This is a genomic window from Luteimicrobium xylanilyticum (assembly GCF_009429125.1).
GTDB classification, from domain to species: Bacteria; Actinomycetota; Actinomycetes; order Actinomycetales; family Cellulomonadaceae; genus Luteimicrobium; species Luteimicrobium xylanilyticum.
On record NZ_CP045529.1, the window covers coordinates 3,303,255 to 3,328,133 of the forward strand.

25 protein-coding genes are annotated in these 24,879 nt (G+C 73.6%); 5 read left to right on the plus strand and 20 right to left on the minus strand.

What is annotated here, in order from left to right; all coding sequences use genetic code 11:
• The first annotated feature begins 61 nt into the window (after positions 1–61).
• Positions 62–1,282 carry a DUF4032 domain-containing protein gene (locus tag KDY119_RS14635; protein ID WP_036947303.1) on the plus strand — a complete coding sequence of 407 codons (1,221 nt, stop codon included), beginning with the start codon at positions 62–64 and terminating at the stop codon, positions 1,280–1,282.
• A 22-nt stretch (positions 1,283–1,304) separates the two neighbouring features.
• Here KDY119_RS14635 and KDY119_RS14640 read toward each other — a convergent pair whose 3' ends face one another.
• The 8 genes from KDY119_RS14640 to KDY119_RS14675 form a co-directional block, all read right to left on the minus strand.
• On the minus strand, positions 1,305–2,072 hold the full coding sequence (locus KDY119_RS14640) for a transglutaminase-like domain-containing protein (RefSeq protein ID WP_036947304.1): 768 nt from the start codon (positions 2,070–2,072) through the stop codon (positions 1,305–1,307).
• 68 nt (positions 2,073–2,140) lie between these two features.
• The gene (gene rlmB / locus KDY119_RS14645; RefSeq protein ID WP_036947306.1) at positions 2,141–3,145 is read right to left on the minus strand and encodes a 23S rRNA (guanosine(2251)-2'-O)-methyltransferase RlmB; all 1,005 of its coding nucleotides are present in this window, start codon (positions 3,143–3,145) and stop codon (positions 2,141–2,143) included.
• Between the two features lies 1 nt (position 3,146).
• Positions 3,147–4,643 (minus strand): cysteine--tRNA ligase, encoded by a 1,497-nt coding sequence (gene cysS / locus KDY119_RS14650; protein WP_153022469.1) that lies wholly within the window; start codon positions 4,641–4,643, stop codon positions 3,147–3,149.
• A gap of 43 nt (positions 4,644–4,686) precedes the next feature.
• Positions 4,687–4,983 (minus strand): pyridoxamine 5'-phosphate oxidase family protein, encoded by a 297-nt coding sequence (locus KDY119_RS14655; RefSeq protein ID WP_051136268.1) that lies wholly within the window; start codon positions 4,981–4,983, stop codon positions 4,687–4,689.
• Positions 4,952–5,560 carry a TetR/AcrR family transcriptional regulator gene (locus tag KDY119_RS14660; RefSeq protein WP_051136269.1) on the minus strand — a complete coding sequence of 203 codons (609 nt, stop codon included), beginning with the start codon at positions 5,558–5,560 and terminating at the stop codon, positions 4,952–4,954. The genes KDY119_RS14655 and KDY119_RS14660 overlap by 32 nt, the downstream gene beginning before the upstream one ends.
• Complete coding sequence (gene ispF, locus KDY119_RS14665) at positions 5,557–6,087, minus strand: 2-C-methyl-D-erythritol 2,4-cyclodiphosphate synthase (protein ID WP_051136270.1); 531 nt, start codon at positions 6,085–6,087, stop codon at positions 5,557–5,559. The genes KDY119_RS14660 and ispF overlap by 4 nt, the downstream gene beginning before the upstream one ends.
• Positions 6,084–6,875 (minus strand): 2-C-methyl-D-erythritol 4-phosphate cytidylyltransferase, encoded by a 792-nt coding sequence (ispD, locus tag KDY119_RS14670; protein WP_153022470.1) that lies wholly within the window; start codon positions 6,873–6,875, stop codon positions 6,084–6,086. Before ispD ends, ispF begins: the two co-directional genes overlap by 4 nt.
• Positions 6,872–7,354 carry a CarD family transcriptional regulator gene (locus tag KDY119_RS14675; protein WP_036947308.1) on the minus strand — a complete coding sequence of 161 codons (483 nt, stop codon included), beginning with the start codon at positions 7,352–7,354 and terminating at the stop codon, positions 6,872–6,874. Before KDY119_RS14675 ends, ispD begins: the two co-directional genes overlap by 4 nt.
• A gap of 201 nt (positions 7,355–7,555) precedes the next feature.
• Here KDY119_RS14675 and KDY119_RS14680 point away from each other — a divergent pair, with 201 nt between their 5' ends.
• Complete coding sequence (locus KDY119_RS14680) at positions 7,556–8,038, plus strand: hypothetical protein (protein ID WP_153022471.1); 483 nt, start codon at positions 7,556–7,558, stop codon at positions 8,036–8,038.
• 82 nt (positions 8,039–8,120) lie between these two features.
• Here the strand turns inward: KDY119_RS14680 and pstB are convergent, their stop codons facing one another.
• The 10 genes from pstB to KDY119_RS14730 form a co-directional block, all read right to left on the minus strand.
• Positions 8,121–8,900: a phosphate ABC transporter ATP-binding protein PstB gene (pstB, locus tag KDY119_RS14685; protein ID WP_036948545.1), complete on the minus strand. Its 780-nt coding sequence runs from the start codon at positions 8,898–8,900 to the stop codon at positions 8,121–8,123.
• A 41-nt stretch (positions 8,901–8,941) separates the two neighbouring features.
• Complete coding sequence (gene pstA / locus KDY119_RS14690) at positions 8,942–9,910, minus strand: phosphate ABC transporter permease PstA (RefSeq protein ID WP_227994368.1); 969 nt, start codon at positions 9,908–9,910, stop codon at positions 8,942–8,944.
• 7 nt (positions 9,911–9,917) lie between these two features.
• Entirely contained in the window at positions 9,918–10,937 is a 1,020-nt protein-coding gene (gene pstC, locus KDY119_RS14695) for a phosphate ABC transporter permease subunit PstC (RefSeq protein ID WP_153022472.1), read from the minus strand.
• A gap of 113 nt (positions 10,938–11,050) precedes the next feature.
• Positions 11,051–12,175 (minus strand): phosphate ABC transporter substrate-binding protein PstS, encoded by a 1,125-nt coding sequence (gene pstS / locus KDY119_RS14700; protein WP_322619618.1) that lies wholly within the window; start codon positions 12,173–12,175, stop codon positions 11,051–11,053.
• Positions 12,176–12,689: 514 nt separating this feature from the next.
• Positions 12,690–14,216 carry an L-arabinose isomerase gene (araA, locus tag KDY119_RS14705; RefSeq protein ID WP_036947312.1) on the minus strand — a complete coding sequence of 509 codons (1,527 nt, stop codon included), beginning with the start codon at positions 14,214–14,216 and terminating at the stop codon, positions 12,690–12,692.
• On the minus strand, positions 14,213–14,983 hold the full coding sequence (locus KDY119_RS14710) for an L-ribulose-5-phosphate 4-epimerase (protein ID WP_036947314.1): 771 nt from the start codon (positions 14,981–14,983) through the stop codon (positions 14,213–14,215). Before KDY119_RS14710 ends, araA begins: the two co-directional genes overlap by 4 nt.
• Positions 14,984–15,016: 33 nt before the next feature.
• Positions 15,017–16,663 carry a xylulokinase gene (locus KDY119_RS14715; RefSeq protein ID WP_051136273.1) on the minus strand — a complete coding sequence of 549 codons (1,647 nt, stop codon included), beginning with the start codon at positions 16,661–16,663 and terminating at the stop codon, positions 15,017–15,019.
• A gap of 140 nt (positions 16,664–16,803) precedes the next feature.
• Positions 16,804–17,862 carry a LacI family DNA-binding transcriptional regulator gene (locus tag KDY119_RS14720; RefSeq protein WP_227994369.1) on the minus strand — a complete coding sequence of 353 codons (1,059 nt, stop codon included), beginning with the start codon at positions 17,860–17,862 and terminating at the stop codon, positions 16,804–16,806.
• 1 nt (position 17,863) lies between these two features.
• On the minus strand, positions 17,864–18,715 hold the full coding sequence (gene proC, locus KDY119_RS14725; protein WP_036947319.1) for a pyrroline-5-carboxylate reductase: 852 nt from the start codon (positions 18,713–18,715) through the stop codon (positions 17,864–17,866).
• Between the two features lie 32 nt (positions 18,716–18,747).
• Positions 18,748–19,398 carry a hypothetical protein gene (locus KDY119_RS14730; protein ID WP_036947322.1) on the minus strand — a complete coding sequence of 217 codons (651 nt, stop codon included), beginning with the start codon at positions 19,396–19,398 and terminating at the stop codon, positions 18,748–18,750.
• 113 nt (positions 19,399–19,511) lie between these two features.
• Between KDY119_RS14730 and radA the strand changes: the two genes are divergently transcribed.
• A complete protein-coding gene (radA, locus tag KDY119_RS14735; protein WP_153022473.1) occupies positions 19,512–20,936 on the plus strand; it encodes a DNA repair protein RadA in 1,425 nt (474 codons plus the stop codon).
• Positions 20,937–21,011: 75 nt separating this feature from the next.
• Complete coding sequence (disA, locus tag KDY119_RS14740) at positions 21,012–22,094, plus strand: DNA integrity scanning diadenylate cyclase DisA (RefSeq protein WP_153022474.1); 1,083 nt, start codon at positions 21,012–21,014, stop codon at positions 22,092–22,094.
• An 80-nt stretch (positions 22,095–22,174) separates the two neighbouring features.
• On the opposite strand, the gene KDY119_RS14745 is transcribed toward disA, so the two are convergent.
• Complete coding sequence (locus KDY119_RS14745; RefSeq protein ID WP_148284020.1) at positions 22,175–22,933, minus strand: hypothetical protein; 759 nt, start codon at positions 22,931–22,933, stop codon at positions 22,175–22,177.
• 391 nt (positions 22,934–23,324) lie between these two features.
• Between KDY119_RS14745 and KDY119_RS14750 the strand changes: the two genes are divergently transcribed.
• Positions 23,325–24,227 (plus strand): HhH-GPD family protein, encoded by a 903-nt coding sequence (locus KDY119_RS14750; protein ID WP_227994370.1) that lies wholly within the window; start codon positions 23,325–23,327, stop codon positions 24,225–24,227.
• A gap of 34 nt (positions 24,228–24,261) precedes the next feature.
• Here KDY119_RS14750 and KDY119_RS14755 read toward each other — a convergent pair whose 3' ends face one another.
• Complete coding sequence (locus KDY119_RS14755) at positions 24,262–24,822, minus strand: amino-acid N-acetyltransferase (protein ID WP_051136274.1); 561 nt, start codon at positions 24,820–24,822, stop codon at positions 24,262–24,264.
• Positions 24,823–24,879 lie beyond the last annotated feature (57 nt).

Consider the following 24,879-nt stretch of genomic DNA (forward strand, 5'->3'; position numbering starts at 1 on the left):
ACCGTTGCCGCACCGAATCGGGCAGGCCCGACGGCGTCGGGCCTGGGAGGATGACTGGACCATGAGTCACGACCTGCAGATCACCGCGTCCGCCCCCGACCCGGCGCTCCTCGACCTGCCGTGGGACGTCCCCCTCGAGGACTGGCCCGCTGATCGGATCGCCGCCCTCCCTCGCGGCATCTCACGGCACACCGTCCGGTTCGTGCGGATGTCCGGGCGCGTGATCGCGCTCAAGGAGATCGGCGAGACCGTCGCGTACCGCGAGTACGCACTGCTGCGCCAGCTCAAGCGGCTCGACGTGCCGAGCGTCGACCCCGTCGGCGTCGTGACCGGCCGCCTCGACCCTGACGGCGAACCTCTCGAGGCCGTCCTGGTGACCGAGCACCTCCAGTACTCGCTGCCGTACCGTGCGCTCTTCAGCCAGGCGCTGCGCCCGGACACGCTGACCCGGCTCATCGACGCTCTCGCCGTGCTCCTCGTGCGGCTGCACGTCGTCGGGTTCTACTGGGGCGACGTCTCCCTGTCGAACACGCTGTTCCGGCGCGACGCCGAGGCGTTCGCCGCGTACCTCGTCGACGCCGAGACGGGGGACCTGCACCGCAGGCTCACCGACGGCCAGCGCAACTACGACGTCGACCTCGCCCGCACCAACATCATCGGCGAGCTCATGGACCTCGCCGCCGGCGAGCTGCTCGACGAGGACGTCGACGAGCTCGCCATCGGTGACCTGCTCGTCGAGCGCTACCAGGAGCTGTGGGCCTCCCTGACCACCGAGGAGAGCTTCGACGCCGCCGAGCGGTGGCGGGTCGCCGCCCGCGTCGACCGCCTCAACGATCTCGGCTTCGACGTCGACGAGCTCGCGATGACCACGGACATCGACGGCACCACGGTCCGCATCCAGCCGAAGGTCGTCGACGCCGGTCACCACTCCCGCCGGCTCATGCGGCTGACCGGCCTGGACGTCCAGGAGAACCAGGCGCGCCGCCTCCTCAACGACCTCGACGCCTACCGGGCCGCGACCGAGCGGCAGAACGACGACGAGTCGTTCGTCGCGCACGACTGGCTCACCGAGGTCTTCGAGCCCAGCGTCCGCGCGGTGCCGCGCGAGCTGCGCGGCAAGCTCGAGGCCGCCCAGCTCTTCCACGAGATGCTCGACCACCGCTGGTTCCTGTCCGAGCAGCAGCAGCGGGACGTGCCGATGCCCGAGGTCGTGCGGTCGTACGTGGACAACGTGCTCCGGCACCGCAGGGACGAGCAGGCACTGCTCGGCGAGGACAGCTAGCCTCTCGTACCTCGCGCGTGGCTCAGGCGGCGGGTGTCGCCGTCGTCGGCGACCATCGACCCAGGAGCGGGTCGGCGAGGCGTCGGGCCGGCCAGCAGAGGGTCTGCCCGTGCCGGGCGAAGAGGGCGTCGCGCGAGTCGAACCTGCCCAGGTCGCGCACGACGACATGCGACAGGTCGCAGAGGTCGCAGCCGGCCGGAGGCTCGTCCCAGCCGATCCGCGTCCGCGCGGCGGCGTCGAACAGGGTCTCCGAGTCGTTGGTGAACGGAGCCGGACACACCGGCGCCGAGCCGGACGCGGCGTGAGGACGTGCGACGATCTCGTCGATCGGCCGCCAGGACCCGTCGACGAAGAGCTCCGGCCACGCGATCACGACGTCGCGAGGCACGAGCCGGCGAAGGCGCGGGAACCGCGGATACCAGAACTCGCCCGAGACGAGCAGACCACGGACGCGCGTCGGGATGCCGACCGCACGAGACGCCGCCTCGACCACCGCGAGCCGCTGACTGCACGAGCCACGCCCTCGTCGGAGGGTTCGAGACGCGGGACAGCTCTCGTCGACCGAGTAGACGGGCCGGACGTCGCCCGCGACCTGCGAGTGCACCGCGCGGACGAACGCGGCCGCGTCGTCGGACGGCACCGTGGCACCGACGGTGTCGACGAGCGCCCGCACCTCCGCCGAGCCGTGGTCCAGCGTCGCCGTCGCGTCGACCGACCCTGTACGAGCCTCGCCCAGGTCAGCGCCGACGCGACGCCCGCGCCAGAACGGGGTCGGCAGGACGCACGTCATCGGAACCGCACCGCGCGCCGGTCCACCGCGCCGGGTGAGCCGACGGGAGCAGGTCGTGGCACGGTGCGCTACTCGGCCTGAGAGCGGAGGCGCGCGACCTCGTAGAGGGCGATGCCGCCCGCCACGGACGCGTTGAGCGACTCGACGTCCGACGTGATCGGGATGGACGCGACGACGTCGCACGCCTCCCGGACGAGCCGCGACAGTCCCTTGCCCTCGGAGCCGACGACGACGACGAGCGGGTCCGTCGCGAAGGCGACGTCGCCGATGGGGGTGGGTCCGTCGCCGTCGAGCCCGACGACGAAGCAGCCGGCCTGCTTGAGCTCGCCGAGGGCGCGGGCGAGGTTGGTGACGCGGGCGACGGGCACGCGGGCCGCGGCGCCTGCAGACGTCTTCCACGCCGACGCGGTCACGCCGGCCGCCCGGCGCTCGGGGACGACGACGCCGTGCCCGCCGAACGCCCCGGCCGAACGCATGACGGCACCGAGGTTGCGGGGGTCGGTGACGCCGTCGAGCGCGACGAGCAACGGCGCGGCGCCGCTGCGCTCGGCCGCGTCGAGGAGGTCGTCGAGGTCGGCGTACTCGTACGGCGGGACCTGGACGGCCACGCCCTGGTGGACCGCGCCGTCGGTGAGCCGGTCGAGCTCGGGCTTGGTGACCTCGAGGAGGTTGTACCCGCGGCCTGACACGATCTGCAGGATCTCGCGGGTGCGGTCGTCGGCCTCGAGCCGCGACGCGACGTAGAGGGTGGTCACCGGGACGCCGGCGCGGAGCGCCTCGAGGACCGCGTTGCGGCCCGCGACGACCTCGGTCGCCGCCCCGCGGCCGGGGCCACGGCTCGACCCGCCACGACCGGAGCGGGCACGGTCGCCCCCACGACCGGAAGACCCGCCTGCCTTCTTCTCCGCCTCCACCTTGCGCTTGTGAGCGACGTGGTACGTGCGGTCCTCGGCCTTGGGCGTCGGGCCGCGGCCCTCGAGGCCCTTGCGGCGCTGGCCGCCCGAGCCGACCGTCGCGCCCTTCTTGGAGCCGGCCTTGCGGACGGCGCCGCGACGCTTCGAGTTGCCTGCCATGTCAGTCCTGCAATCGTTCGGTGGGGGCGGGCGCGGCGAGGCTCCACCGCGCGCCGGTGGGCTGGTCCTCGACCACGATTCCCGCTGCGGCGAGACGGCCGCGGATCAGGTCTGCGGTCGCGAAGTCACGCGCGGCCCGCGCGTCGGCGCGGGCGTCGAGCTCGGCCTGCACGACGGCGCCCAGCGCCTCGGCGTAGCGCGAGTCACCGCCCGTGGCCCAGTGGGGGTCGCCGGGGTCGAGCCCGAGGACGTCGAGCATCGCCCGGACTGCGACCAGCTCGGCGCGCACGTCACGGCGCGCGGCGTCGACCTCGGGTCCGTGCGAGCCGCCGACGGACGCCGCCGCGACGGCGGTGTTCCCGAGCCGCAGGTGCTCGTGGACGACGGCGAGCGCCGCGGGGACGTTGAGGTCGTCGTCCATCGCTGCGACGAACGCCTCGGGCAGGACCGCGGACCGGACCTCGGCGTCGTCGACGGCACCGACACGCTCCGATGCCCGGGCGACGAAGCCGGCGAACCGCTCCCAGGTCGCCTCCGCCTCGGCGAGGGTGTCGGGACCCCACTCGAGCATCGAGCGGTAGTGGACCGCGGTCAGGGCGTAGCGGAGCGCCGAGGCGGGGGCCTCGGCGAGCACCTCGCGGACGAGCAGCCCGTTGCCGAGCGACTTGCTCATCTTGGCGCCGCCCTGCGTGACCCAGGCGCTGTGCAGCCAGTGGCGCGCGAAACCGTACCCGGCGGCGCGCGACTGGGCCTGCTCGTTCTCGTGGTGCGGGAAGCGCAGGTCGAGGCCTCCGCCGTGGATGTCGAACGTGTCGCCGAGGTAGCGCTGCGCCATCGCAGAGCACTCGAGGTGCCAGCCGGGGCGGCCGCGGCCGAAGGGCGTGGGCCAGGCCGCCGTCGGTGGCTCGCCGTCCTTCGGCGCCTTCCAGAGGGCGAAGTCGTGGGGGTCCCGCTTGAGCCCCGCGTTCACGGGCTCCTCCGCGCCGAGGTCCTCGGGGGCGATCGTGAGGTCCTCGAGGCGCTGGTTGGTGAGCGAGCCGTACTCGGGCCAGGAGCGCACGTCGAAGTAGACGTCACCCTCGGCCGCGACGTAGGCGTGCCCGCGCTCGACGAGGCGGGACATCAGCCCGACCATGTCGACGACGTGCCCGGTGGCCCGGGGCTCGTAGGTGGGGGGCAGGACGCCCACGGCGTCGTACGCGGCCGTGAACTCGCGCTCGTAGATCGCGGCCCGCTCCCACCAGCGCTGACCGGCCGCGGCGGCCTTGGCGAGGATCTTGTCGTCGATGTCCGTCACGTTGCGCACGAGCGTGACCGCGAGGCCGGAACGGCGCAGCCAGCGGACCAGGACGTCGAACGCGACCTGGGTGCGCAGGTGCCCGATGTGGGGCTCGCTCTGGACGGTGGCCCCGCACACGTAGATGCCGACCTCACCGGGGACAGCGGGCACGAAGTCCCGGACGTCGCGCGTGGCGGTGTCGAAGAGGCGAAGGGTCACCCGGCAAGGGTACCGGGGCGCCCCCTACCGGGCAGAACGCGCCTCAGACCCGCCAGACGACACGGCGGGGCGTGACGCGCACGATCACGCGCTCGTTGTCGGTGCCTTCGTCCCCCGTGTACCGCTCGGCGCCCGTGAAGGTGCGCACGAGGTCGTGGATGAGCTGCGAGTCGGGGTCGTCGACGAGCGTCACGTCGCCGCGGATCTCGAGGTAGCGCTGCGGTGCGTCGCGCGGGTAGACGAGGACGGTCGCGACGACCGCGTGCTCGGGGGGCGTCGAGGAGTGGCGCAGGTAACCGCGGGCGGGGCTACGGCTCGGGCTGCGGGCGCACCAGGCCAAGGATCGCGTCGGCCACGGCGTGGAACGACGCGACGGCGGCGGCGTCGTCGTGCTCGACCATCCACGCGATCTGGATGCCGTCGATCTCCGCGGACACCATCCGGGCCAGCAGCGCGACGTCCATCGCGTACGTGACCCCCGCGCGCTGGGCCGCGGCCGTCAGGTACTGCTCGGACGCCACCCACTGCTCCCGGAGCTGCTCGAGCACGATGGCCCGCATGCGCTCGTCGCGGGCGCCGAGGGTCGCGATCTCGATGGTGAGGAGCTGGTGGTGGGACCGCGCCTCGACCCCCTTCCACATCGCGTCGGCCAGCGCGTGCATCGTCGTCGAGATGTCGCCGCCGCCCGCGATCGCGTCGTCGAGGAACGTCGCGGCGATCGCCGCGACCTGCTGGCTGAGCGCGGCGAGCATCTCGTGCTTGTCCCGGAAGACGTAGTGGATGATGCCGGGCCGCACGCCCGCCTCGCGCGCCACCGACCGGATCGTCACGGCCTCGACGCCCTCCCGGAGCGCGACGGCCAGCGCGGCCGCGACGAGCTGCTCGCGGCGCTGCTCGTGGCTCAGTCGCTCGTTCATCCGGCGGCGCCGGTGTCGTCGGGACGTTCCTCGTCGTCGGCGACCGGCACGACGAGCGCCGTCGCGAGCGCGGCCAGGCCCTCGCCCCGCCCGGTGAGGCCGAGGCCGTCGGTGGTGGTCGCCGTGAGCGTGACGACGGCGCCCGCGGCCTCGCTCAGCGCGGCCTGCGCCTCGGCGCGGCGGGGCCCGAGGCGTGGGCGGTTGCCGATCACCTGGACCGCGACGTTGCCGATCTCGAACCCGGCGGCACGGACGCGCCGGGCGGCCTCCGCGAGGAGCGCCGTGCCGCGAGCACCCGCCCACTCGGGCTCGCTGGTGCCGAAGTTCGATCCCAGGTCGCCGAGCCCCGAGGCGGAGAACAACGCGTCGGCTGCGGCGTGCGCCGCGACGTCGCCGTCGGAGTGCCCCGCGAGCCCGGTCTCGCCCGGCCAGTGCAGGCCGCCCACCCACAGCTCGCGAGCCGGGTCCGTGTCGAACGCGTGCACGTCGGTCCCGATGCCGGTCCGCGGCAGCGAGGCCGCGCTCACGCGCTCTCCTCGAGCAGCAGGCCCGCCACCGCGAGGTCGTGCGCGGTCGTGATCTTCAGGGCGCGGGCATCACCTTCGACGAGCACCACGTCGAGGCCGAGCGCCGCCACGAGGCTCGCGTCGTCGCTCGCGGCCGTCGCCTCGTCCCCCGCCACGCCGGCGCCGGCAGCGTGCGCGCGCTCGAGCACGTCGCGCCGGAAGCCCTGCGGCGTCTGGACGGCCCGGAGGTCCCGGCGGTCGACCGTCCCAGCCGAGCGGACAGACCCGCCGTCCGAGGTCGGGAGAACACGGACGACGGTGTCGGTCACGGGCAAGGCGGGCACAACGGCATCGTGGCCCTCGAGGACGGCCCGCGCGACCCGAACGAGGAGGTCGACCGGGGCGAGCGCCCGGGCGGCGTCGTGCACGAGGACGACGGGAGGAGCGGTCGCCAGGAGCGCGGCGAGGCCCGCGGCCACACTGGCCTGCCGGGTGGGCCCGCCGGGAACGACGGTCACCCGGGGAGGTCGGAGCGTGTCCGACGACGCCAGGGCGGCGCGGAGCGCCTCGACGTGGGCCGGCGGTGCCGTGACGACGACGCTCGTCGCGCCGGCCGCGACGAGCCTGGTCGCGGCGTGCACGACCAACGGGGTGCCGCCCAGCCTCACGAGCGCCTTGGGGACCGCGGCGCCGAGCCGGGTGCCTGAGCCCGCGGCCGTCAGGACGGCCGCGAAGGCCGGCCCGCTGGTCGCGGACCGGCCTTCGTGTGGAGCGGGTGCCGGAGCTTCGCCGGCGACTGACGTGCTCAGCTGGCGAGCACCTCGTCGAGGATGGCCTCCGCCTTCTCCTCCTCGGTGTGCTCCGCCAGCGCGAGCTCCGAGACGAGGATCTGGCGTGCCTTCGCGAGCATGCGCTTCTCGCCGGCGGAGAGGCCGCGGTCGGCGTCCCGTCGAGAGAGGTCGCGCACGACCTCGGCGACCTTGATGACGTCGCCGGACGCCAGCTTCTCGAGGTTGGCCTTGTAGCGTCGCGACCAGTTGGTCGGCTCTTCCGTGTACGGCGCACGAAGAACCTCGAACACCTTGTCGAGACCTTCCTGGCCGACGACGTCACGCACACCCACGAGGTCGACGTTCTCTGCGGGGACCTCGATCGTCAGGTCGCCCTGAGCGACCCTGAGCTTGAGGTAGAGCTTGTCCTCCCCGCGGATGGTCCGTGTCTTGATCTCCTCGATGAGGGCTGCGCCGTGGTGCGGGTAGACGACCGTCTCCCCTACAGTGAAAGTCATCTTCAGATGTCCCCTTTCGCGGGGGTCCATCTTACCACGCGGCCATTTCGGGGCCGCTGGGCGAGAAGGCCCCGCGGGCCACCGGCCACCCACGTGACGTGGCCTACGGCACGCCCCGGAACGCGCGAGCACGGTGCCCGAAACGCTACTCTGAGGGGGCCCCACCCGGCCTTCCCCCCGACGAGCCCTGGAGATCGCACTGTGAACCGCAGCACCGCCCGCATGAGCAAGTTCCTCGCGGTCCCGGTGGCCCTCGCGAGCGCCGCCGCGCTCTCCGCCTGCGCCCCCACGCAGACCAACAAGCCCTACCAGCCCTCCGACGGCATCGACGTCGTCGTGGGCGACGTGAAGGGCATCAACCTCATGGTGCTCTCGAGCGCCAAGGGCGACCCCGGGCGCCTGCTGGGCTCCTTCTACAACAACGGCACCGAGAAGGCGACCGTCACGGTCGAGCCCGAGGGCACGTCCTCCGCAACCGTCTCGGTGGACCCGTCGTCCGTCACCCAGCTCGGCGAGGGCAAGACCGACGACGTCGTCTTCGACTCGACGAGCGCCGCGCCGGGCGCGACGCTCCCGGTCACGGTCACGGTCGGGGACGACACCGAGACCGTGTCGGTCCCCGTGCTCGACGGGACGCTGCCCGAGTACGCGACGCTGCTGCCCACCGCCTCGGCCGAAGGCTGAGCCCGCAGAACGTCACGAAGGCCCCCAGGACGTCGTCCTGGGGGCCTTCGTCGCTCTTCCGGCCGGCACGGCCGGCCCCAGATCACCCGAAGCGGCCGGAGATGTAGTCCTCCGTCGCCTTCTCCTTGGGCGTCGAGAAGATCGTGCCCGTGTCGTCCATCTCGATGAGCTTCCCGGGGCGCCCGGTGCCCGCGATGTTGAAGAACGCGGTCCGGTCGCTCACGCGCGCAGCCTGCTGCATGTTGTGCGTGACGATGACGATCGTGTAGTCCTTCTTCAGCTCGGTCACGAGGTCCTCGATCGCGAGCGTGGAGATCGGGTCGAGCGCGGAGCACGGCTCGTCCATGAGGAGGACCTGCGGCTTCACGGCGATGGCGCGCGCGATGCACAGCCGCTGCTGCTGACCGCCCGACAGGCCGGCCCCCGGCTTGTGGAGCCGGTCCTTGACCTCGTTCCAGAGGTTCGCGCTCGTGAGCGACGCCTCGACCAGGTCGGCGGCGTCCGACTTCGAGATCTTCCTGTTGACGAGGCGCACGCCCGCGAGCACGTTCTCCTCGATCGACATCGTGGGGAACGGGTTGGGCCGCTGGAACACCATGCCGATCTGGCGGCGCACCGCGACCGGGTCGACGTCGGCGCCGTACAGGTCGACGCCCTCCATCTCGACGCTGCCGTGCACGGACGCACCGGGGATGACCTCGTGCATGCGGTTGAGCGTGCGCAGGAAGGTCGACTTGCCGCAGCCGGACGGGCCGATGAACGCGGTGACCGAGCGGGGCTCGATCGTCATCGTGACGCCCTCGACCGCCAGGAAGTCGCCGTAGTAGATGTTGAGGTCCTTGACGTCGATGCGCTGTGCCATCGCGGGGTCGTCCTTCGTCGGGGTGGGGTTCGTGGGGGTGGTCATGGCCGCAGCTTCGGTGCGAAGAGTCGGGACACGAGCCGCGCGACCAGGTTGAGGATCATGACGATGAGGATCAGCGTCAGCGCGGCCGCCCAGGCGCGGTCGTAGTTGATGGTCGGGATGCAGGTGACGTTCGGGTTGTTGCACGGCACCAGGCCCGACGTGAACTGCCGGTACACGTAGACCGGCAGCGTCATCATGCGGCCCTCGAACGGGTTGAAGTTGATCGAGTCGATCACGCCGACCGTGAGGAGCAGCGGCGCCGTCTCGCCGACGACGCGGGAGACCGCGAGCATGACGCCCGTCGTGATGCCTGCGACGGACGTACGGAGCACGACCTTGATCACCGTGAGCCACTTCGGGACGCCGAGGGCGTACGCCGCCTCGCGCAGCTCGTTCGGGACGAGCTTGAGCATCTCCTCCGTCGAGCGGACCACGACCGGGATCATGAGCACGCTCAGCGCGACCGCACCCATCGCCCCGAAGTGGGCGCTGGGGCCGAGGAAGAGCGCGAACAGGGCGTAGGCGAACAGGCCCGCGACGATCGACGGGATCCCCGTCATGACGTCGACGAAGAACGTCACCGCGCGCGCCAGCCGGCCGCCCGCCCCGTACTCGACGAGGTAGATCGCGGCCAGGATGCCGATCGGCACCGAGATGATCGCGGCGCCGACGGTCACCCAGACGGTGCCGACGATCGCGTGGTAGATGCCGCCCGCGTCCATGCCGCCGAACACCCCGCGCATGGAGTGCAGGAGGAAGTACGGGTCGAGGCGCCCGACGCCGCGGGCGACCACGGTCCAGAGCAGCCAGACGAGCGGCACGAGGGCGACGGCGAAGGCGGTGCTCACGAGCACCGTCATCAGCCGGTCCTTGCGGCGCCGTCGCGGGTCGGACGTGCGCAGCAGCGCACGGACGTCGTCGCCGCGCGGGGGCCGCGGGGCGCCGTCGAGGGTGGTGGGAATCACGGCCATCTCAGTTCGCTCCCGAGAATTCCTTGCGGCGGCCGACGACCCAGCGCGACGCCATGTTGACGACCATCGTGATGACGAACAGTGCGAGCCCCGTCGCCATCAGCGTGCTCATGCCGAGCGAGTTCGCCTCCGGGTACTTGAGGGCGATGTTCGCGGCGATCGTCTGCTGCTTGCCCGCGAGGAGCAGCGCGAAGGAGTACGTGAGCCCGGGCGACAGGATCATGACGACGGCCATGGTCTCGCCGAGCGCGCGGCCCAGACCGAGCATCGCGGCGGACACGACACCCGAGCGGCCGAACGGCAGGACGGCGGTGCGGATCATCTCCCACCGCGTCGCGCCGAGGGCGAGCGCCGCCTCCTCGTGGAGCTTCGGCGTCTGGAGGAAGACCTCCCGCGAGACCGCCGTGATGATCGGCAGGATCATCACGGCCAGCACCAACGAGACGGTCATGAGGACGCGGGCGGGGTCGGCCGCCGGCCCCTTGAACAGCGGGATCCAGCCCAGGACGTCCGAGACGCCCTGCCAGACCGGCTGGATCGCCGGAGCCAGGACGAGCGCCCCCCACAGGCCGTACACGACCGAGGGAATGGCCGCGAGCAGGTCGATCACCCAGCCCAGCAGAGACGCCAGGCGCCGGGGCGCATAGTGCGAGGTGAACAGGGCGATGCCGATCGCGAGCGGCACGGCGATCACGAGGGCCACCGCCGCCGCCAGCAGGGTGCCGAAGATCAGCGGGCCGAGGTAGGAGGCCAGGGAACCCTGCCCCTGGAAGAAGCTCACCTTCGACGCGATCTCCGAGCCGCTTGACGTGAGCGCAGGCCACGCCTGCCAGAGCAGGAAGCCGGCGACCGCGGCGAGCGCGACCAGGATGAGCGTCCCCGCGCCCGTCGCGAGGTAGCGGAACGCGCGGTTGAGGCCGCGGTCCGCGGCCCGCGGGCGCCGACGCCGCGGGCTCCCGGGGTCGGGCGCACCCGACGGCGCCGGGCTGGTCGCCCGGGCCTCGGCGGCTGTGGTGGTCACACCGTCTCCTTCGTCATCGTGGGCACCTCTCGAACCGGGTGCGAGGCGGTGCCGGCGGGCAGGAGACGGAACGCCTCCGCCCGTCGGCACCGGTCACCACGTCGTCCGACCGGTCAGCCGGCCTTGATCGCGTCCACCGCGGCCTGCGCCTTGGTGTACAGGTCCTTCGAGATCGGCGCGGAACCGGCTGCGGAGGCCGCGGCCTGCTGGCCGGCGTCGCTGATCACGTAGCTGAGGAAGCCCTTGACGAGGGCGGCCTGGTTGGCGTCCGAGTACGAGGTGCACGCGATGTCGTACGAGACGAGCACCAGCGGGTACGTCGAGGAGTCGGTCAGGGTGCGGTCGATGTCGACGGCGATGTCCGAGGCAGCGCGGCCCGAGACGATCTTCGACTTCGCGACCGCGGCGGCCGCGGCGTCGGCAGAGTGCGCGACGAAGGAGTCGCCCACCTTGATCTTCGCGGTGCCGAGCTTGCCGGCCTGCGACGCGTCGATGTAGCCGACCGTGCCGTCGCCGCCCTGGATCGTCTGCACGACGCCCGAGGTGCCCTGCGCGGACTGGCCGCCCTTGACCGGGAAGGTCTGGGACGCCTCGTACGGCCATGCGTCGCCCGCGTTCGCCTTGACCCACTGCGTGAAGTTCTCGGTCGTGCCCGAGTCGTCCGAGCGGTGCACCGGCGTGATCGCCGTGCTCGGGAGCTTGACCCCGTCGTTGAGCTTGGCGATCGCCGGGTCGTCCCACTTCGTGATCTTGCCGTCGAAGATCTTCGCGACGGTCGGGCCGTCGAGGTTCAGCGAGTCGACGCCCTTGAGGTTGAAGGCCACGACGATCGGGCTGATGTAGACGGGCAGCTCGACGACGTCGCCGTTCTGGCAGGTGGTCTTCGCCTGGGAGATCTCGTCGTCCGTCAGGTACGCGTCCGAGCCGGCGTACTGGACGGCGCCGCTGAGGAACTGCTTGCGGCCGTCGCCCGAACCGATCGGGTCGTAGTTCACGGTGACGCCGCTGTTGGCGGACTGGAAGCCCGAGCGCCAGGCGTCCATCGCGCTGCCCTGGGCGGACGAGCCGGCGCCGTTCAGCTCGCCGCTCAGGTCGCCGCCGTTGGCCGCGCCGTCGGTGCTGGTACCGGAGCCGGTGCCGTTCCCCGTGGCGTCGTCGGAACCGCACGCGGCAAGGCTGAGGGCGAGCGCGCCGATCGCGACGGCAGAGCCCACGCGGGTGAGTCGGCTGAGGTTCACGTGTCGTTCCATCCTGTTCGCACGTCTTACGTCGTCGGCGAGCGCCGGCGACGAGCCCGACGCTAGGCAGGACGGATGACCGGGTGGCGCAGCGAGGATGAACGCAGAGTGAACAGTGGGGACCTACCCGACGGTGACGCCGGGTCCGCCGACGGCGGCGTCCGGTCCGCCGATGGCGACGGTTTGCCCGCGTGAGCGACGTACGCCGACCACCATGCGATCAGCCACTGCTGGCTCGTCGACCATGCGCGCTACCCCCTTCTCAGCGCCGAACATGCGCACAACCCCATGTTCGGCCGGAGGAGTGGGCGCAACCGCATGGTCGAGCCCCCGATCGACGACCGCCCCGAACCGGACGTCACCGCCGGCGAACGGAACGTCACCCTCGGCGAACGGAACGTCACCCTCGACGAACCCAGCGTCACCGCCGGCGAACGGAGCGTCGCCGTCGGCGTGGTGGAAACCGGGCCGCCGACGGTCTCAGACCCCGTCGGCGACCCGGTGGATCAGGACGTCAGATGCCGTCGGCGACGCGGTGGTAGACGGCGTTCCAGCGCAGCTCGCGCTCGAACCCGCGCTGCGTCGTCGTCGCGTCGATCGTGAGGAGCTCGGTCTCGGACATCCGCGCGAGGTCCTCGAAGACCTCGACGTCGAGCGCCGTCGTCATGACGGTGTGGTGCGCGGCTCCGGCCAGCAGCCACGCCCCTGCGGACGTCGCGAGGTCGGGCTCGGGTGCCCACAGGGCGTGGCCGACGGGCAGGCGCGGCAGGTCGTGCGGCGCCTCGACGACGTCGACGACGTTCGCGACGAGCCGGAACCGGTCACGCATGTCGCTCATCGCGACGACGAGGCCGGGCCCGGCGTCGGCCTCGAAGACCAGGCGGACGGGGTCCTCGCGGTCGCCGATGCCGAGCGGGTGGATCTCGAGGCGCGGGCGCCTCGTGGTGAGCGTCGGGCAGACCTCGAGCATGTGGGCGCCGAGGATGAGCTCGGACCCCGGCGTCAGGTCGTAGGTGTAGTCCTCCATGAGGGAGGCCCCACCGGGGAGACCGTGGCCCATGACCTTGGCGACCCGGACGAGCACCGCGGTCTTCCAGTCGCCCTCGGCGCCGAAGCCGTAGCCGTCGGCCATGAGGCGCTGGACGGCGAGGCCGGGGAGCTGACGCAGGCCGCCGAGGTCCTCGAAGCTGGTCGTGAAGGCGCCGAAGCCGCCCTCGTCGAGGAACGAGCGCAGCCCGACCTCGATGCGTGCCCCGTAGCGCAGCGACTCGTGCCGTTCGCCGCCGGCGCGCAGCTCGGGCGCGACGTCGTACAGCTCCTCGTACTCCTTGACGAGCAGGTCGACGTCGGCGTCGGAGACCGCGTCCACGCGGGCCACGAGGTCGTTCACGCCCCACGTGTTCACCGAGACCCCGAAGCGGACCTCGGCCTCGGTCTTGTCGCCCTCGGTGACGGCGACGTTGCGCATGTTGTCGCCGAACCGCGCGAGCCGGAGGCCCCGCAGCTCCGCGTAGCCGGCGGCGGCACGGGCCCACGCACCCACCTGGGCCTGCACGCGCTCGTGCGTCGCGTGCCCGACGACGACCTTCCGCGGCACGTTCATGCGGCTGAGGATGTACCCGAACTCCCGGTCGCCGTGGGCGGCCTGGTTGAGGTTCATGAAGTCCATGTCGATGGCGTCGTACGGCAGCTCGACGTTCGCCTGCGTGTGGAGCTGCAGGAGCGGCGTCGAGAGCACGTCGAGCCCGCGGATCCACATCTTCGCGGGGCTGAACGTGTGCATCCACGCGATGAGGCCGATGCACCGGTCGTCGGCGTTCGCGTCGAGGATCGCGCGCCGGATGGACTCGCTGTCCTTGAGCACGGGCTTCCAGACGACGCGCACGGGCACCGCGGAGGCGCCGCCGAGCGCCGCCGCGACCTGCTGCGACTGCGTGGCGACCTGGGCCAGGACGTCGTCGCCGTACAGGTCCTGCGACCCGGTGAGGAACCAGATCTCCCGGCCCTCGAACGGGCTGGGCTGGGTGCTGCCGCTGGTCATGCGTGTGCCTCCTCGGCGTTCGTGGCGGGGTCGGTGGCGGCGTCGGCGCCGCCCGCGGCGCCCTGACCGTAGACGTTCTGGTAGCGGTCGTAGAGCCGGTCGACGGCGGCCGGGTCGATGGGGAGCGGGTCGCCGAGCTGGCGCGCGACGTGGATGGTCCGCGCGACCTCCTCCAGCATGACGGCGGCCTTGACGGCAGCCTTGGCGTCGCGCCCGATGGTGAACGGCCCGTGGTTGCGCATGAGCACCGCGGGCGACCGCGAGCCCGCGAGCGTCTCGACGATCCCGCGCCCGATGGAGTCGTCGCCGATGATCGCGAACGGCCCGACGGGGACGGGACCGCCGAACTCGTCGGCCATCATCGTGAGCACGCAGGGGATCTCCTCGCCACGGGCCGCCCAGGCCGTCGCATAGGTGGAGTGGGTGTGCACGACGCCGCCCACCTCGGGCATGTTCCGGTACACGTAGGCGTGCGCGGCCGTGTCCGACGACGGGCTCCGCTCCCCCTCGAGGAGCGTCCCGTCGAGGTCGCACACGACCATCGCGTCGGGGGTGAGCTCGTCGTAGGTGACGCCCGAGGGCTTGATGACGAGGAGGTCGGCGGCGCCCGGGGCGCCGGCCGGGTCGACGACGACCCGCTGCGACACGTTCCCGGCCGTCCAGACGACGAGACCCCAGCGGGGCAGCTCGGCGTGCAGCGCGGCGACCTGCACCTTCGCGGCGTCGACGGCGTCCCGGGCGGACGCGGGGACGGTGCTTGCGGTCATCGGCGGTGCTCCCTCGAGCGGTAGGTGGTCGGGTCAGAGCGCATCGGTGGCCGCCCTCTCGACGGCGAGACCGGCGACGTAGCGGTCGAGGAACGTCGCGTATCCCGCGAGGTCGTCGGCGTCGGGCTCGACGACGTGCGCCTCGGCGCCGGCGAAGACGTGCTCGTCGAGGTAGCCCGCGAGGTCGTGTCCGGCCTCGTCACCCAGGTACGACGCGAGCACCGCGATCCCCCACGCCCCGCCCTCGCCCGCCGAGGAGCCGACGGCCACGGGCGCACCGAGCGCGGCGGCGAGGAGCCGTTGGGCGACGCCGCGGGTCCGGAAGAGCCCGCCGTGCGCGACCATCGTGTCGATCTGGACGCCTTCCCCCTCCAGGACCCGCATGCCGAGGCTCAGCGCCCCGAACGCGGCGTACACCTGCGCACGGACGAGGTTGGCGAGCGTGAACGCGCTGTCCGGACCGCGCACGAGGAGCGGCCGGCCCTCGGCCAGCCCCGTGACGGGCTCGCCCGACAAGTAGTTGTAGGCGGTGAGCCCGCCCGCGTCGGCGTCGCCCTCGAGCGCCTCCCGGAGGAGCGCGGCGAAGACGGTGTCCGCGTCGGGGGCTGCGCCGTCGGGCGCGGTGAGCTCGGCGAACCGGCCGAACAGCGACGCCCAGGCGCCGAGCTCGCTGGCGCCGTTGTTGCAGTGCACCATCGCGACGAGGTCACCCGCGGGCGTCGTGACGAGGTCGAGCTCGGGGTGGACGCCCTCGAGCGGCTTCTCGAGCACGACCATCGCGAAGATGCTCGTGCCGACGCTGACGTTCCCGGTGCGCCGGGCGACGGCGTGCGTCGCGACCATCCCCGTGCCGGCGTCGCCCTCGGGCGGGCACAGCGGCACCCCGGGGCGCAGGGCACCGGAGGGGTCGAGGAGGGCGGCGCCGTCGGACGTGAGCGTGCCGGCCTCGTGCCCCGCGAGCAGCACCTCCGGGAGCAGCTCCTCGAGCGCGCGGACCTGGAGGCCGGGGCGGCGCTCGGCGACGAGGCGGTCGAACTGGTCGAGCATGCGGCGGTCGTACGTCTTGACGGCCGGGTCGACCGGGAACATGCCGGAGGCGTCCCCGATCCCGAGCACGTTGCGCCCCGTGAGTCGGCGGTGCACGTAGCCCGCGAGCGTCGTGAGCGAGCGGACGCGTCGCACGTGGGGCTCGTCGTCGAGGATCGCCTGGTAGAGGTGCGCGACCGACCAGCGCAGCGGGACGTTGTGGCCGAGGAGCCCGGTCAGCTCGGTGGCCGCGCGCTCGGTCGTGGTGTTGCGCCAGGTGCGGAACGGGACGAGCAGCTCGCCCTGGGCGTCGAACGCCAGGTAGCCGTGCATCATCGCGGAGATGCCGAGCGCACGGTAGGTGGTGGGGCGGACGCCGTGGCGGCGCTCCGCGTCGTCCACCAGCGAGGCGTAGCAGGCCCGCAGGCCCGACCACACGTCGTCGAGCGAGTAGGTCCAGAAGCCGTCCTCGAGCCGGTTCTCCCAGGCGTGGTCGCCGGTCGCGAGCGGGACGCCGTCGGGCCCGACGAGGCAGGCCTTGATGCGGGTCGAGCCGAGCTCGATCCCGAGCGTGGCCGCACCGGAGGCGATCACCTCGTGGGCTCCTCGGGCTTCGGGCGACGTGCGCTCCGACGGTTCTGGCGCCAGCGCCATACGACGGTCCTCCTCGACTTCTCCCGGCCGCTCCGCCGGAGACCACGACGACCTCGCGCACCTGTTAGCGCTCACATTCGGGTCGTCCGAAGATGTTAACGCTCACACCGTACGCGCTGTCAACACGCGCGACGCACCGTTCACAACGCCCGCGGCGGCCCGCTGCTCGCCCTCACCACCAGCATGGGCTCGATCAGCAGCCGCCGCCCGACCTCCGCACCCTCGATCGCCTCCGCGAGGACCTGCAGGCACCGGCGTCCCAGCGACACGAACGGCTGGCTCACGGTCGTCAGGGACGGGACGAAGTACGCCGCGCCGTCGATGTCGTCGAAACCCACGACCGACAGGTCCCCCGGCACGTCCACACCCTGCTCCCACAGCGCGCGCAGCACGCCGAGCGCGAGCTGGTCGTTCGCCGCGAACACCGCCGTCGGGCCACCCCCCGCGCGCACCCGCCGACCCAGCCGGCGCGCGGCCTCGTAGCCCGAGCGCGCCGACCAGTCGCACCGGACGACGTCGGGCACCTCCCGCCCGCGCTCCTCGAGCGCCTCGCGCCACCCACGCTCGCGCTGACGCGCGTCGAACCAGTCGGCGGGCCCGGCCAGGTGCACGACGGTCTCGTGCCCCAGGTCGAGCAGGTGCTGCGTGGCCCGGTAGGCACCCAGGCGCTGGTCGACCGCGATCGCGATCGTCCCCGCCCGCACCGGCTCCGCGTCGAGCGCCGCGATCATGACGACCGGCAGCCCCGTCTCGATGGACTCGACGGCCGCAGCCACGTCGTCCTGCGGGGTGATCACGACGATCCCCTCGACGGCCTGGCTCATGAAGTGGTCGAGCGCGTCGCGCAGCCGCTCGTGCTCGAAGCTGCGCACCGACGCGAGCGAGACGAAGTACCCGCGCTCGCGAGCGGCCTCCTCGACCGCGACCGCCGTGCTCGTCGGGCCGTACAGAGCCGAACCCGTCGTGAGGATGCCGATCGTCCGGGTCCGGCGCGTCACCAGAGCGCGCGCCGCGCTGTTGCGCCGGTAGCCCAGCTGCGCGATCGCGTCGAGCACCCGCGCGCGCGTCTCCTCGCGCACGCTCGGGTGGTCGTTGAGGACCCGCGAGACCGTCTGGTGCGAGACGCCCGCGACCTGCGCGACGTCCGCCATCGACGGGAGCCGCCCGGGCGCGCGTCCCTTCCCGACCGTCTCGGTCATCTCAGTGCTCCGCGCCCGGCGCGTACGCCGCAGCGATCTCGGCGGAGCGCGCGTGCGCGGCCTGCAGCGCGTCGAGGAACGCGGCCCGGACCCCGCCGGCGTCGAGGCGCGCGAGCGCCCGCACCGTCGTCCCGCCGGGGGACGACACCTTCTCCCGCAGGATCGCCGGGTGCTCGCCCGTCTCGTCGAGCAGGCGGCCCGCGCCGAGCACGGTCTGCGTCGCGATCTGCAGCGCCACCTGGCGGGTGAGCCCGAGCAGCACGCCCGCCTCGGCCAGCGCGTCGACGACGTAGAACACGTACGCCGGCCCGGAGCCCGAGACCGCCGAGACCGCGTCCTGGTCCTTCTCCGCGACCCGCACCACGAGCCCGGTCCCGGCGAGCAGCCGCTCGACGAGCGCGAGGTGCTCGTCGGTCGCGTGCGTCCCCGGGCTGATCGCGGTCACCCCCGCCCCGACCTGGGCCGGCGTGTTGGGCATGGTCCGGACCACGGCCGTGCCGTCCGGCAGGACGGCCTCGAACGCCGCGGTCGGCAGTCCGGCCACGAGGCTCACGACGACGGCGTCCGGCTCGAGCGCGTCCCCCACCTCGCGCAGGAGCGGGCCGACGTCCTTCGGCTTGACCCCGACGAGGACGACGCCGGCGCCGCGTACGGCCGCGGCGTTGTCGGTCGTGGTCGAGACCCCGTGCGCCTGCTCGAGCTGCGCGGCCCGCTCGGGCCGGCGGACGGTCGCGACGACGTCGGCGGCGGACCATCCGCCCGCGAGCGCACCCGCGAGCACGGCCTCCGCCATGACCCCCGTACCGAGGACGGCGAGGCGGGGCGTACGGGCGGGGGCGTCGGGGCTGGTCACGGGTACTCCTGTCGGGATGGGCGCTCGGGGGGTCACATCGGGAACGCGGCGTAGAAGGTGCGGACGGCGTCCTCGGGACCGGACGCGACGAACGTCGCCGTCCCGTTGCTCCACACGACCTGGGCGTTCCCGTCCGATCCTGGCACGACAGCGTAGGTGCCGGCCTTCTTCCCGCCGACGACGACGTCCCCCGTGGCGGCCGCGTCCCCCGCCTTCGCGACGGCGTCGGCCGCGGCGTCGGTGGCGTGCGCCGCGGTGTCGTACTGCGTGGCGCGGACCGTGACGGTCGTGCCGGCGCCGCCGTAGGGCCCGGCGTAGGTGACGGTCCAGGCCTCGAGGGCGGCACCGGCGCCGGCGCTCTTCGCGGCCGTCCGCGCCCACGGGCCTGCCGTCCCGGGCAGGGCCTTGAGGAACGGGGTCGCGCCGTCCGGGAGGGCGGCGGGCTTCGCCGTCGCCGACGGCGCGGGCTGCGTCACCGTGACGGTCGCACCCGCCTTCGCCTCGCCGTCGGACCGGGCGAAACCGGGCCACGCGTACGCGAGGAACAGGACGACCAGGATCGCGAGCAGCGCCGCGGCCACGCCGACCACGATCCGACGCCTCCGGTACACCGCCGGGTCGACCTTGCCGTGCCGGTGCTCGATCGAGGCCGCTCGGAGGTCGTGCTGGTTGGGGTTGCCCACGTCTCGCCCTCCTGGTCCGTCCGGGCCGCCGTCGTCGCGACCTGGGCGTCAGCGTAGTGTCCCGGGCGCGCCCGGCCGGGGACGTGTCGGCGGCCGCCGCTAGCGTGGCGGACGTGACCACGACCAGCGCCCGCGCCGCCCGCTCGACGACGAAGCCCGCCCGTCCGGCGTTCGCGTGCACCGAGTGCGGCTGGACGACGGCCAAGTGGGTCGGGCGCTGCGGCGAGTGCCAGGAGTGGGGCACGGTCGCGGAGGTGGGCGCGGCGGGCGTCGGGCCCCGGACCGTGGCGGTCGCCCCGACCCGCTCGACGGCGCGCGAGATCGCACAGATCGAGGTCGACGCCGCCCGGCACGCACCGACCGGCGTCGGCGAGCTCGACCGGGTGCTGGGCGGGGGCCTCGTCCCGGGCGCCGTGGTCCTGCTGGCCGGCGAGCCCGGCGTGGGCAAGTCGACCCTGCTGCTGGCGGTGGCGTCGAACGTGGCGCGCGGCGTGTCCGCGGGCGCAGGCCGGCCGGCCCGGGTGCTCTACGTGACCGGCGAGGAGTCGGCCGGGCAGGTGCGGCTGCGCGCCGAGCGGATCGGCGCGCTCGCGCCGGGGCTGCTGCTCGTCTCGGAGACCGACCTCGCGACGATCTTGGGGCACGTCGAGCGGGAGGACCCGGACCTGCTCGTGCTCGACTCGGTGCAGACCGTCGCATCCACGGAGGTCGAGGGCTCACCCGGCGGCCCGAGCCAGGTCCGTGAGGTCGCGGGCGCGATCATCGCCGCGGCCAAGGCACGCGACCTGCCGGTCGTGCTGGTCGGGCACGTCACCAAGGACGGCTCGGTCGCGGGCCCGCGCACGCTCGAGCACCTCGTCGACGTCGTGTGCCAGTTCGAGGGCGACCGGCACTCGCGGCTCCGCCTCGTCCGCGCCGTCAAGAACCGCTACGGCCCCACCGACGAGGTCGGGTGCTTCGACCTGTCCGAGTCCGGGATCGTCGGGCTGCCGGACCCCAGCGGGCTGTTCCTGTCGAGCGCCGGGGCGGGCGTCGCCGGGTCGTGCGTCACCGTGACGCTCGAGGGCCGGCGCCCGATGGTGCTCGAGGTGCAGGCGCTCGTCGCGCCCAGCGCGCTCGCGAACCCGCGGCGGGCCGTCAGCGGGATCGACTCCTCGCGCCTCGCCATGAACCTCGCGGTGCTGCACCGGCACGTCGGCCTGCGTGTCATGGACCAGGACGTGTACGTGTCCACGATCGGCGGCGCGCGGGCCAGCGAGCCGTCAGCCGACCTCGCGGTCGCCCTCGCGGTGCTCTCGGCCCGCCAGGACACCCCGCTGCCCGCGGGGACGGTCGCGTTCGGGGAGGTCGGGCTCGCAGGCGACCTGCGGCCCGTCGTCGGGCTCGAACGGCGCCTGGCCGAGGCCGCCCGGCTCGGCTACACGCGCGCCGTCGTGCCGGCTGCGGCGGCCCTGGGCGACGGCGCGCTCCCGGCCGGGATGAAGGTCGCCCGGGTGAGCTCGCTGCGCGAGGCGCTCGCCGCGGCCACCGCGACCTGACCGGGGCCACGACCCACGGCCGACGCGCGGCCCCTCCTCCGGCGGCTCGCAGGTGCCCCGGCGTAAGATTCGTGCGTGGCGCCGACCCCTCCCTCGACCGATCTCGTCCTGCGCGAGACGCTGGCCGCCGTCGCCCCCGGGACGGACCTGCGCGACAGCCTCGAACGCATCCTGCGCGGGCGCACCGGCGCGCTCATCGTGCTCGGGCTCGACAAGGTCGTCGAGGCCATGTGCTCGGGCGGCTTCGTGCTCGACGTCGGGTTCTCCGCGACCCGGCTGCGCGAGCTGTCGAAGATGGACGGTGCGGTCGTCCTCGACCGGGACGCCAGCCGCATCCTGCGCGCGGCGGTCCAGCTCCTCCCCGACTCGAGCATCGAGACGAGCGAGTCCGGCACCCGCCACCGCACCGCGGAGCGGGTCGCCAAGCAGACCGGCTTCCCAGTCATCTCCGTCTCGCAGTCCATGCGGATCGTCGCCCTGTACGTCGGCAACGTGAGGCACGTGCTCGAGGACTCCGACACGATCCTGTCCCGCGCCAACCAGGCCCTCGCGACGCTCGAACGCTACCGCTCGCGTCTCGACGAGGTGTCGGGGACGCTCTCCGCGCTCGAGATCGAGGACCTCGTCACCGTGCGCGACGTGTGCGCCGTCGTGCAGCGCCTCGAGATGGTCAGCCGGATCGCCGACGAGATCGCCGGCTACGTCATCGAGCTCGGCACCGACGGCCGCCTCCTCGCCCTCCAGCTCGACGAGCTCGTCAGCGGCATCGGTTCCGACCGCGACTCGGTGATCCGCGACTACGTGGACCTGTCGAAGGCCCGCACGCTCGCCGCGGTCCAGCGCGGGCTGGGCGCGCTCAGCTCCAACGAGCTGCTCGACCCGTCGAGCATCGGCAAGGTCCTCGACCTGCCGGGCGCCGGCGACGCCCTCGACACCGCCGTCGCACCCCACGGCTTCCGGCTCCTGTCCAAGGTCCCGCGCCTGCCCCAGACCGTCGTCGACCGCCTCGTCTCGCACTTCGGCGGCCTGCAGAAGCTGCTCGCCGCCAGCGTCGACGACCTCATGCAGGTCGACGGCGTCGGCGAGCAGCGCGCCCGGGCCGTCCGCGAGGGGCTCTCACGCCTCGCCGAGTCGAGCATCCTCGAGCGGTACGTCTGACGCACGGGCGGGTAGCCGAGGGCGCTCGGCGGCGGTGACACCCGGTCGGGTCGGCGGGTCGCCGACGTCGGCGCGCCGGCTCAGTCCCGCACGGTCGACGTGCTCGTCGGCGATCCGGTCGACCCCTGCTTCGGCGCCTTCTTCGTCGAGCCCGTCGTCGCCGGCGGGGTGGACTTCGCGCCCTTGGTCGCGTCGCCCGACGGCGTCCCCGAACCACCCGGCGTCGGAGCGTCCGTGGCCGCGGTCGTCGGGTCGGTGTCCTTCGGCGTGAGCGTGAGGGCGGCAGGATCGCTCGTGACCCCGAGCAGCTGGACGGCGACCGTGTAGTCACCGGCCCCGACGGCCTTCGCGGTCGCCGCCGTCGTCGCGCAGTGCGGGGCCGAGCGCGTCCGCTTCCAGGTGACCTTCCGGGTGTCGACGTCGCCGGGCCCGAGCAGCAGCAGCCGCGGCGTGGTGGCGGCACAGTCCGCGGACGACCACACGGCCGTCTTGCCCTGGCTCACGACGACGGCCCGGGCCGCGTCGGAGCCGTCGACGACGCACGCGGCCGACCCGACGTTGCGGATCTGCACGGTGAACGTCACGTCGCGGCCCCACGTGAAGATCGTGGACGACGGCACGACCGTGGCCGCTACCTGGGCCGACGTGCAGTCGGCTGCCGGACCGCCCGTCGTCGTCGGGGTGGGGGTGGTGAGCGGTGACGGACCGGCGTCGACCGTCGTCACGGCGGCGCCCCCGCCGCCGAGCGCGCTCGACACCGCCGGCACGACGGTCTTGACGACGAGCACCCCGACCACGACGACCAGCGCCACCAGTCCGAGCGCGACGACCCGTCGCAACCACAGCACCGCCCGCGGCGGCCGTCGCGGGCCCGAGGGGGCGGGAGGACGCCGGACGCCGCCCGAGCGCGTCGCGGTGGACCGGGTCCCGGGCCCTGCCGAGCGCGACGAGCCGGCGGAACGGGACGGACCCGGGGTCCTGGCCGACGCGGCCCCTCGGGACGGCGTGGCGCCGCGGCCGCCACCGGACCCACCGCCCGAGGCCGGCCGCCCCGTGCCGGGTCGTCGGCCTCCCGACGACGCTCCCCGTCGCGGGTCCCGGTCGTCTCCCGGCGGCTTGGTCACTGCGCGTCCTCCTCGTGCTCGCCCCCAACCTATGCGGTGGCACGGGCCCCGCGGACGAGGCGCGCCCGCGACCCGCCAGGCCCGGCGCGCGGCGGACAATGGGGTCGTGACCACGACGACCGGCTCCCGCGCCGACGCGCTGCGCGACGCGGTCGTCGCATGGTTCGACGACGCCGCGCGCGACCTTCCGTGGCGCCGTCCCGACCGGACGCCGTGGGGCGTGCTCGTGAGCGAGACGATGCTCCAGCAGACGCCGGTGGCCCGCGTCGAGCCGGTGTGGCGGGCGTGGCTCGAGCGCTGGCCGACGCCGGCCGACCTCGCCACGGCGCCGACCGCGGACGTCCTGCGGGCGTGGGGGCGCCTCGGGTACCCGCGCCGTGCGCTGCGGCTGCAGGAGTGCGCGCGGGCGATCGTCCGCGAGCACGACGGCGAGGTGCCCGACGACGAGCCCGCGCTGCGCGCACTGCCGGGTGTCGGCGAGTACACGGCGGCTGCGGTGCGGGCGTTCGCGTTCGGGCGGCGCGCCGTCGTCGTCGACACGAACGTGCGCCGGGTGCTGGCCCGCGCGGTGGCGGGCGAGGCCCTGCCCCGGCCCACCCCGACGGCTGCCGAGCGCGCGCTCGCGGCGGGCCTCGCGCCGTCGTCGGACGGGGACGCGGCACGCTGGGCCGCGGCGTCGATGGAGCTGGGCGCGCTCGTCTGCACGGCCCGGGCCCCCGACTGCGCGGCCTGCCCGGTGCGCGACCTGTGCGCCTGGCGGGCCGCCGGGCACCCGCCCGACGCGCACGCGGCGAGGCGCCGGACGCAGGCGTGGCACGGGACGGACCGGCAGGTCCGCGGGCGGGTGATGGCGCTGCTGCGCGACGCGTCGGGTCCGGTCGAGCGCGAGCGCCTGCTCCTCGTCGCGGACGACGCGGCGCAGGTCGACCGTTGCCTCGCGAGCCTCGTCGAGGACGGCCTGGCCGAGACCCCGCCCGGCGAGCCGGACCTGTTCGCCCTCCCCGCCTGACCGCGAAGTAGTACGGCCGCCGGTATACCTCGCGTCAGAGCTCGAGGAGCATCCGCGTGTTCCCGAGGGTGTTGGGCTTGACGCGCGCGAGGTCGAGGAACTCGGCCACACCGTCGTCGTGCGAGCGCAGGAGCTCGGTGTAGACGTCGGGCGTGACCGGCGTGCCCTCGATCACGTGGAACCCGTGCCGCTCGAAGAACGCGACCTCGAAGGTCAGGCAGAACACGCGACTCAGGCCGAGCGCGCGGGCGCGATCGAGCAGGGCCTCGACGAGCCGGTGCCCGACGCCGGTCCCCTTCCGCTCCGGTCCGACGGCGAGCGTGCGGACCTCGGCAAGGTCGTCCCACAGGACGTGCAGGGCGCCGCACCCCACGACGTGTGCCGGCGCACCGTCGGGCGCGATGTCCGCGACGACGAACTCCTGGACCGCCTCGAAGTACCCGACGAGCTCCTTCGCGAGGAGGATCCGCGCCTCCGCGTAGGGCTCGACGAGCGCCCGCACGGCGCGGACGTCCGAAGGGAGCGCGGGCCGGATCCGGACGTCGCTCCCGCGGGCGGCGGGGACATCGGACGTGGGGGCGTGGCTGTCGGGCACGCGGCCAATCTACGCCGGACGACACCCGGCCGCATAGTCATGCGAGGACGCACATAC

Bases quoted from the DNA above. Each gene is read 5' to 3' on its own strand.
- KDY119_RS14675 (WP_036947308.1), bottom strand. From the start codon at position 7,354: ATGACTTTCACTGTAGGGGAGACGGTCGTCTACCCGCACCACGGCGCA.
- KDY119_RS14710 (WP_036947314.1), bottom strand. From the start codon at position 14,983: ATGACCGCAAGCACCGTCCCCGCGTCCGCCCGGGACGCCGTCGACGCC.
- araA (WP_036947312.1), bottom strand. From the start codon at position 14,216: ATGACCAGCGGCAGCACCCAGCCCAGCCCGTTCGAGGGCCGGGAGATC.
- KDY119_RS14635 (WP_036947303.1), top strand. From the start codon at position 62: ATGAGTCACGACCTGCAGATCACCGCGTCCGCCCCCGACCCGGCGCTC.
- KDY119_RS14715 (WP_051136273.1), bottom strand. From the start codon at position 16,663: ATGGCGCTGGCGCCAGAACCGTCGGAGCGCACGTCGCCCGAAGCCCGA.
- KDY119_RS14660 (WP_051136269.1), bottom strand. From the start codon at position 5,560: ATGAACGAGCGACTGAGCCACGAGCAGCGCCGCGAGCAGCTCGTCGCG.
- KDY119_RS14720 (WP_227994369.1), bottom strand. From the start codon at position 17,862: ATGACCGAGACGGTCGGGAAGGGACGCGCGCCCGGGCGGCTCCCGTCG.
- KDY119_RS14640 (WP_036947304.1), bottom strand. From the start codon at position 2,072: ATGACGTGCGTCCTGCCGACCCCGTTCTGGCGCGGGCGTCGCGTCGGC.
- rlmB (WP_036947306.1), bottom strand. From the start codon at position 3,145: ATGGCAGGCAACTCGAAGCGTCGCGGCGCCGTCCGCAAGGCCGGCTCC.
- pstB (WP_036948545.1), bottom strand. From the start codon at position 8,900: ATGGCACAGCGCATCGACGTCAAGGACCTCAACATCTACTACGGCGAC.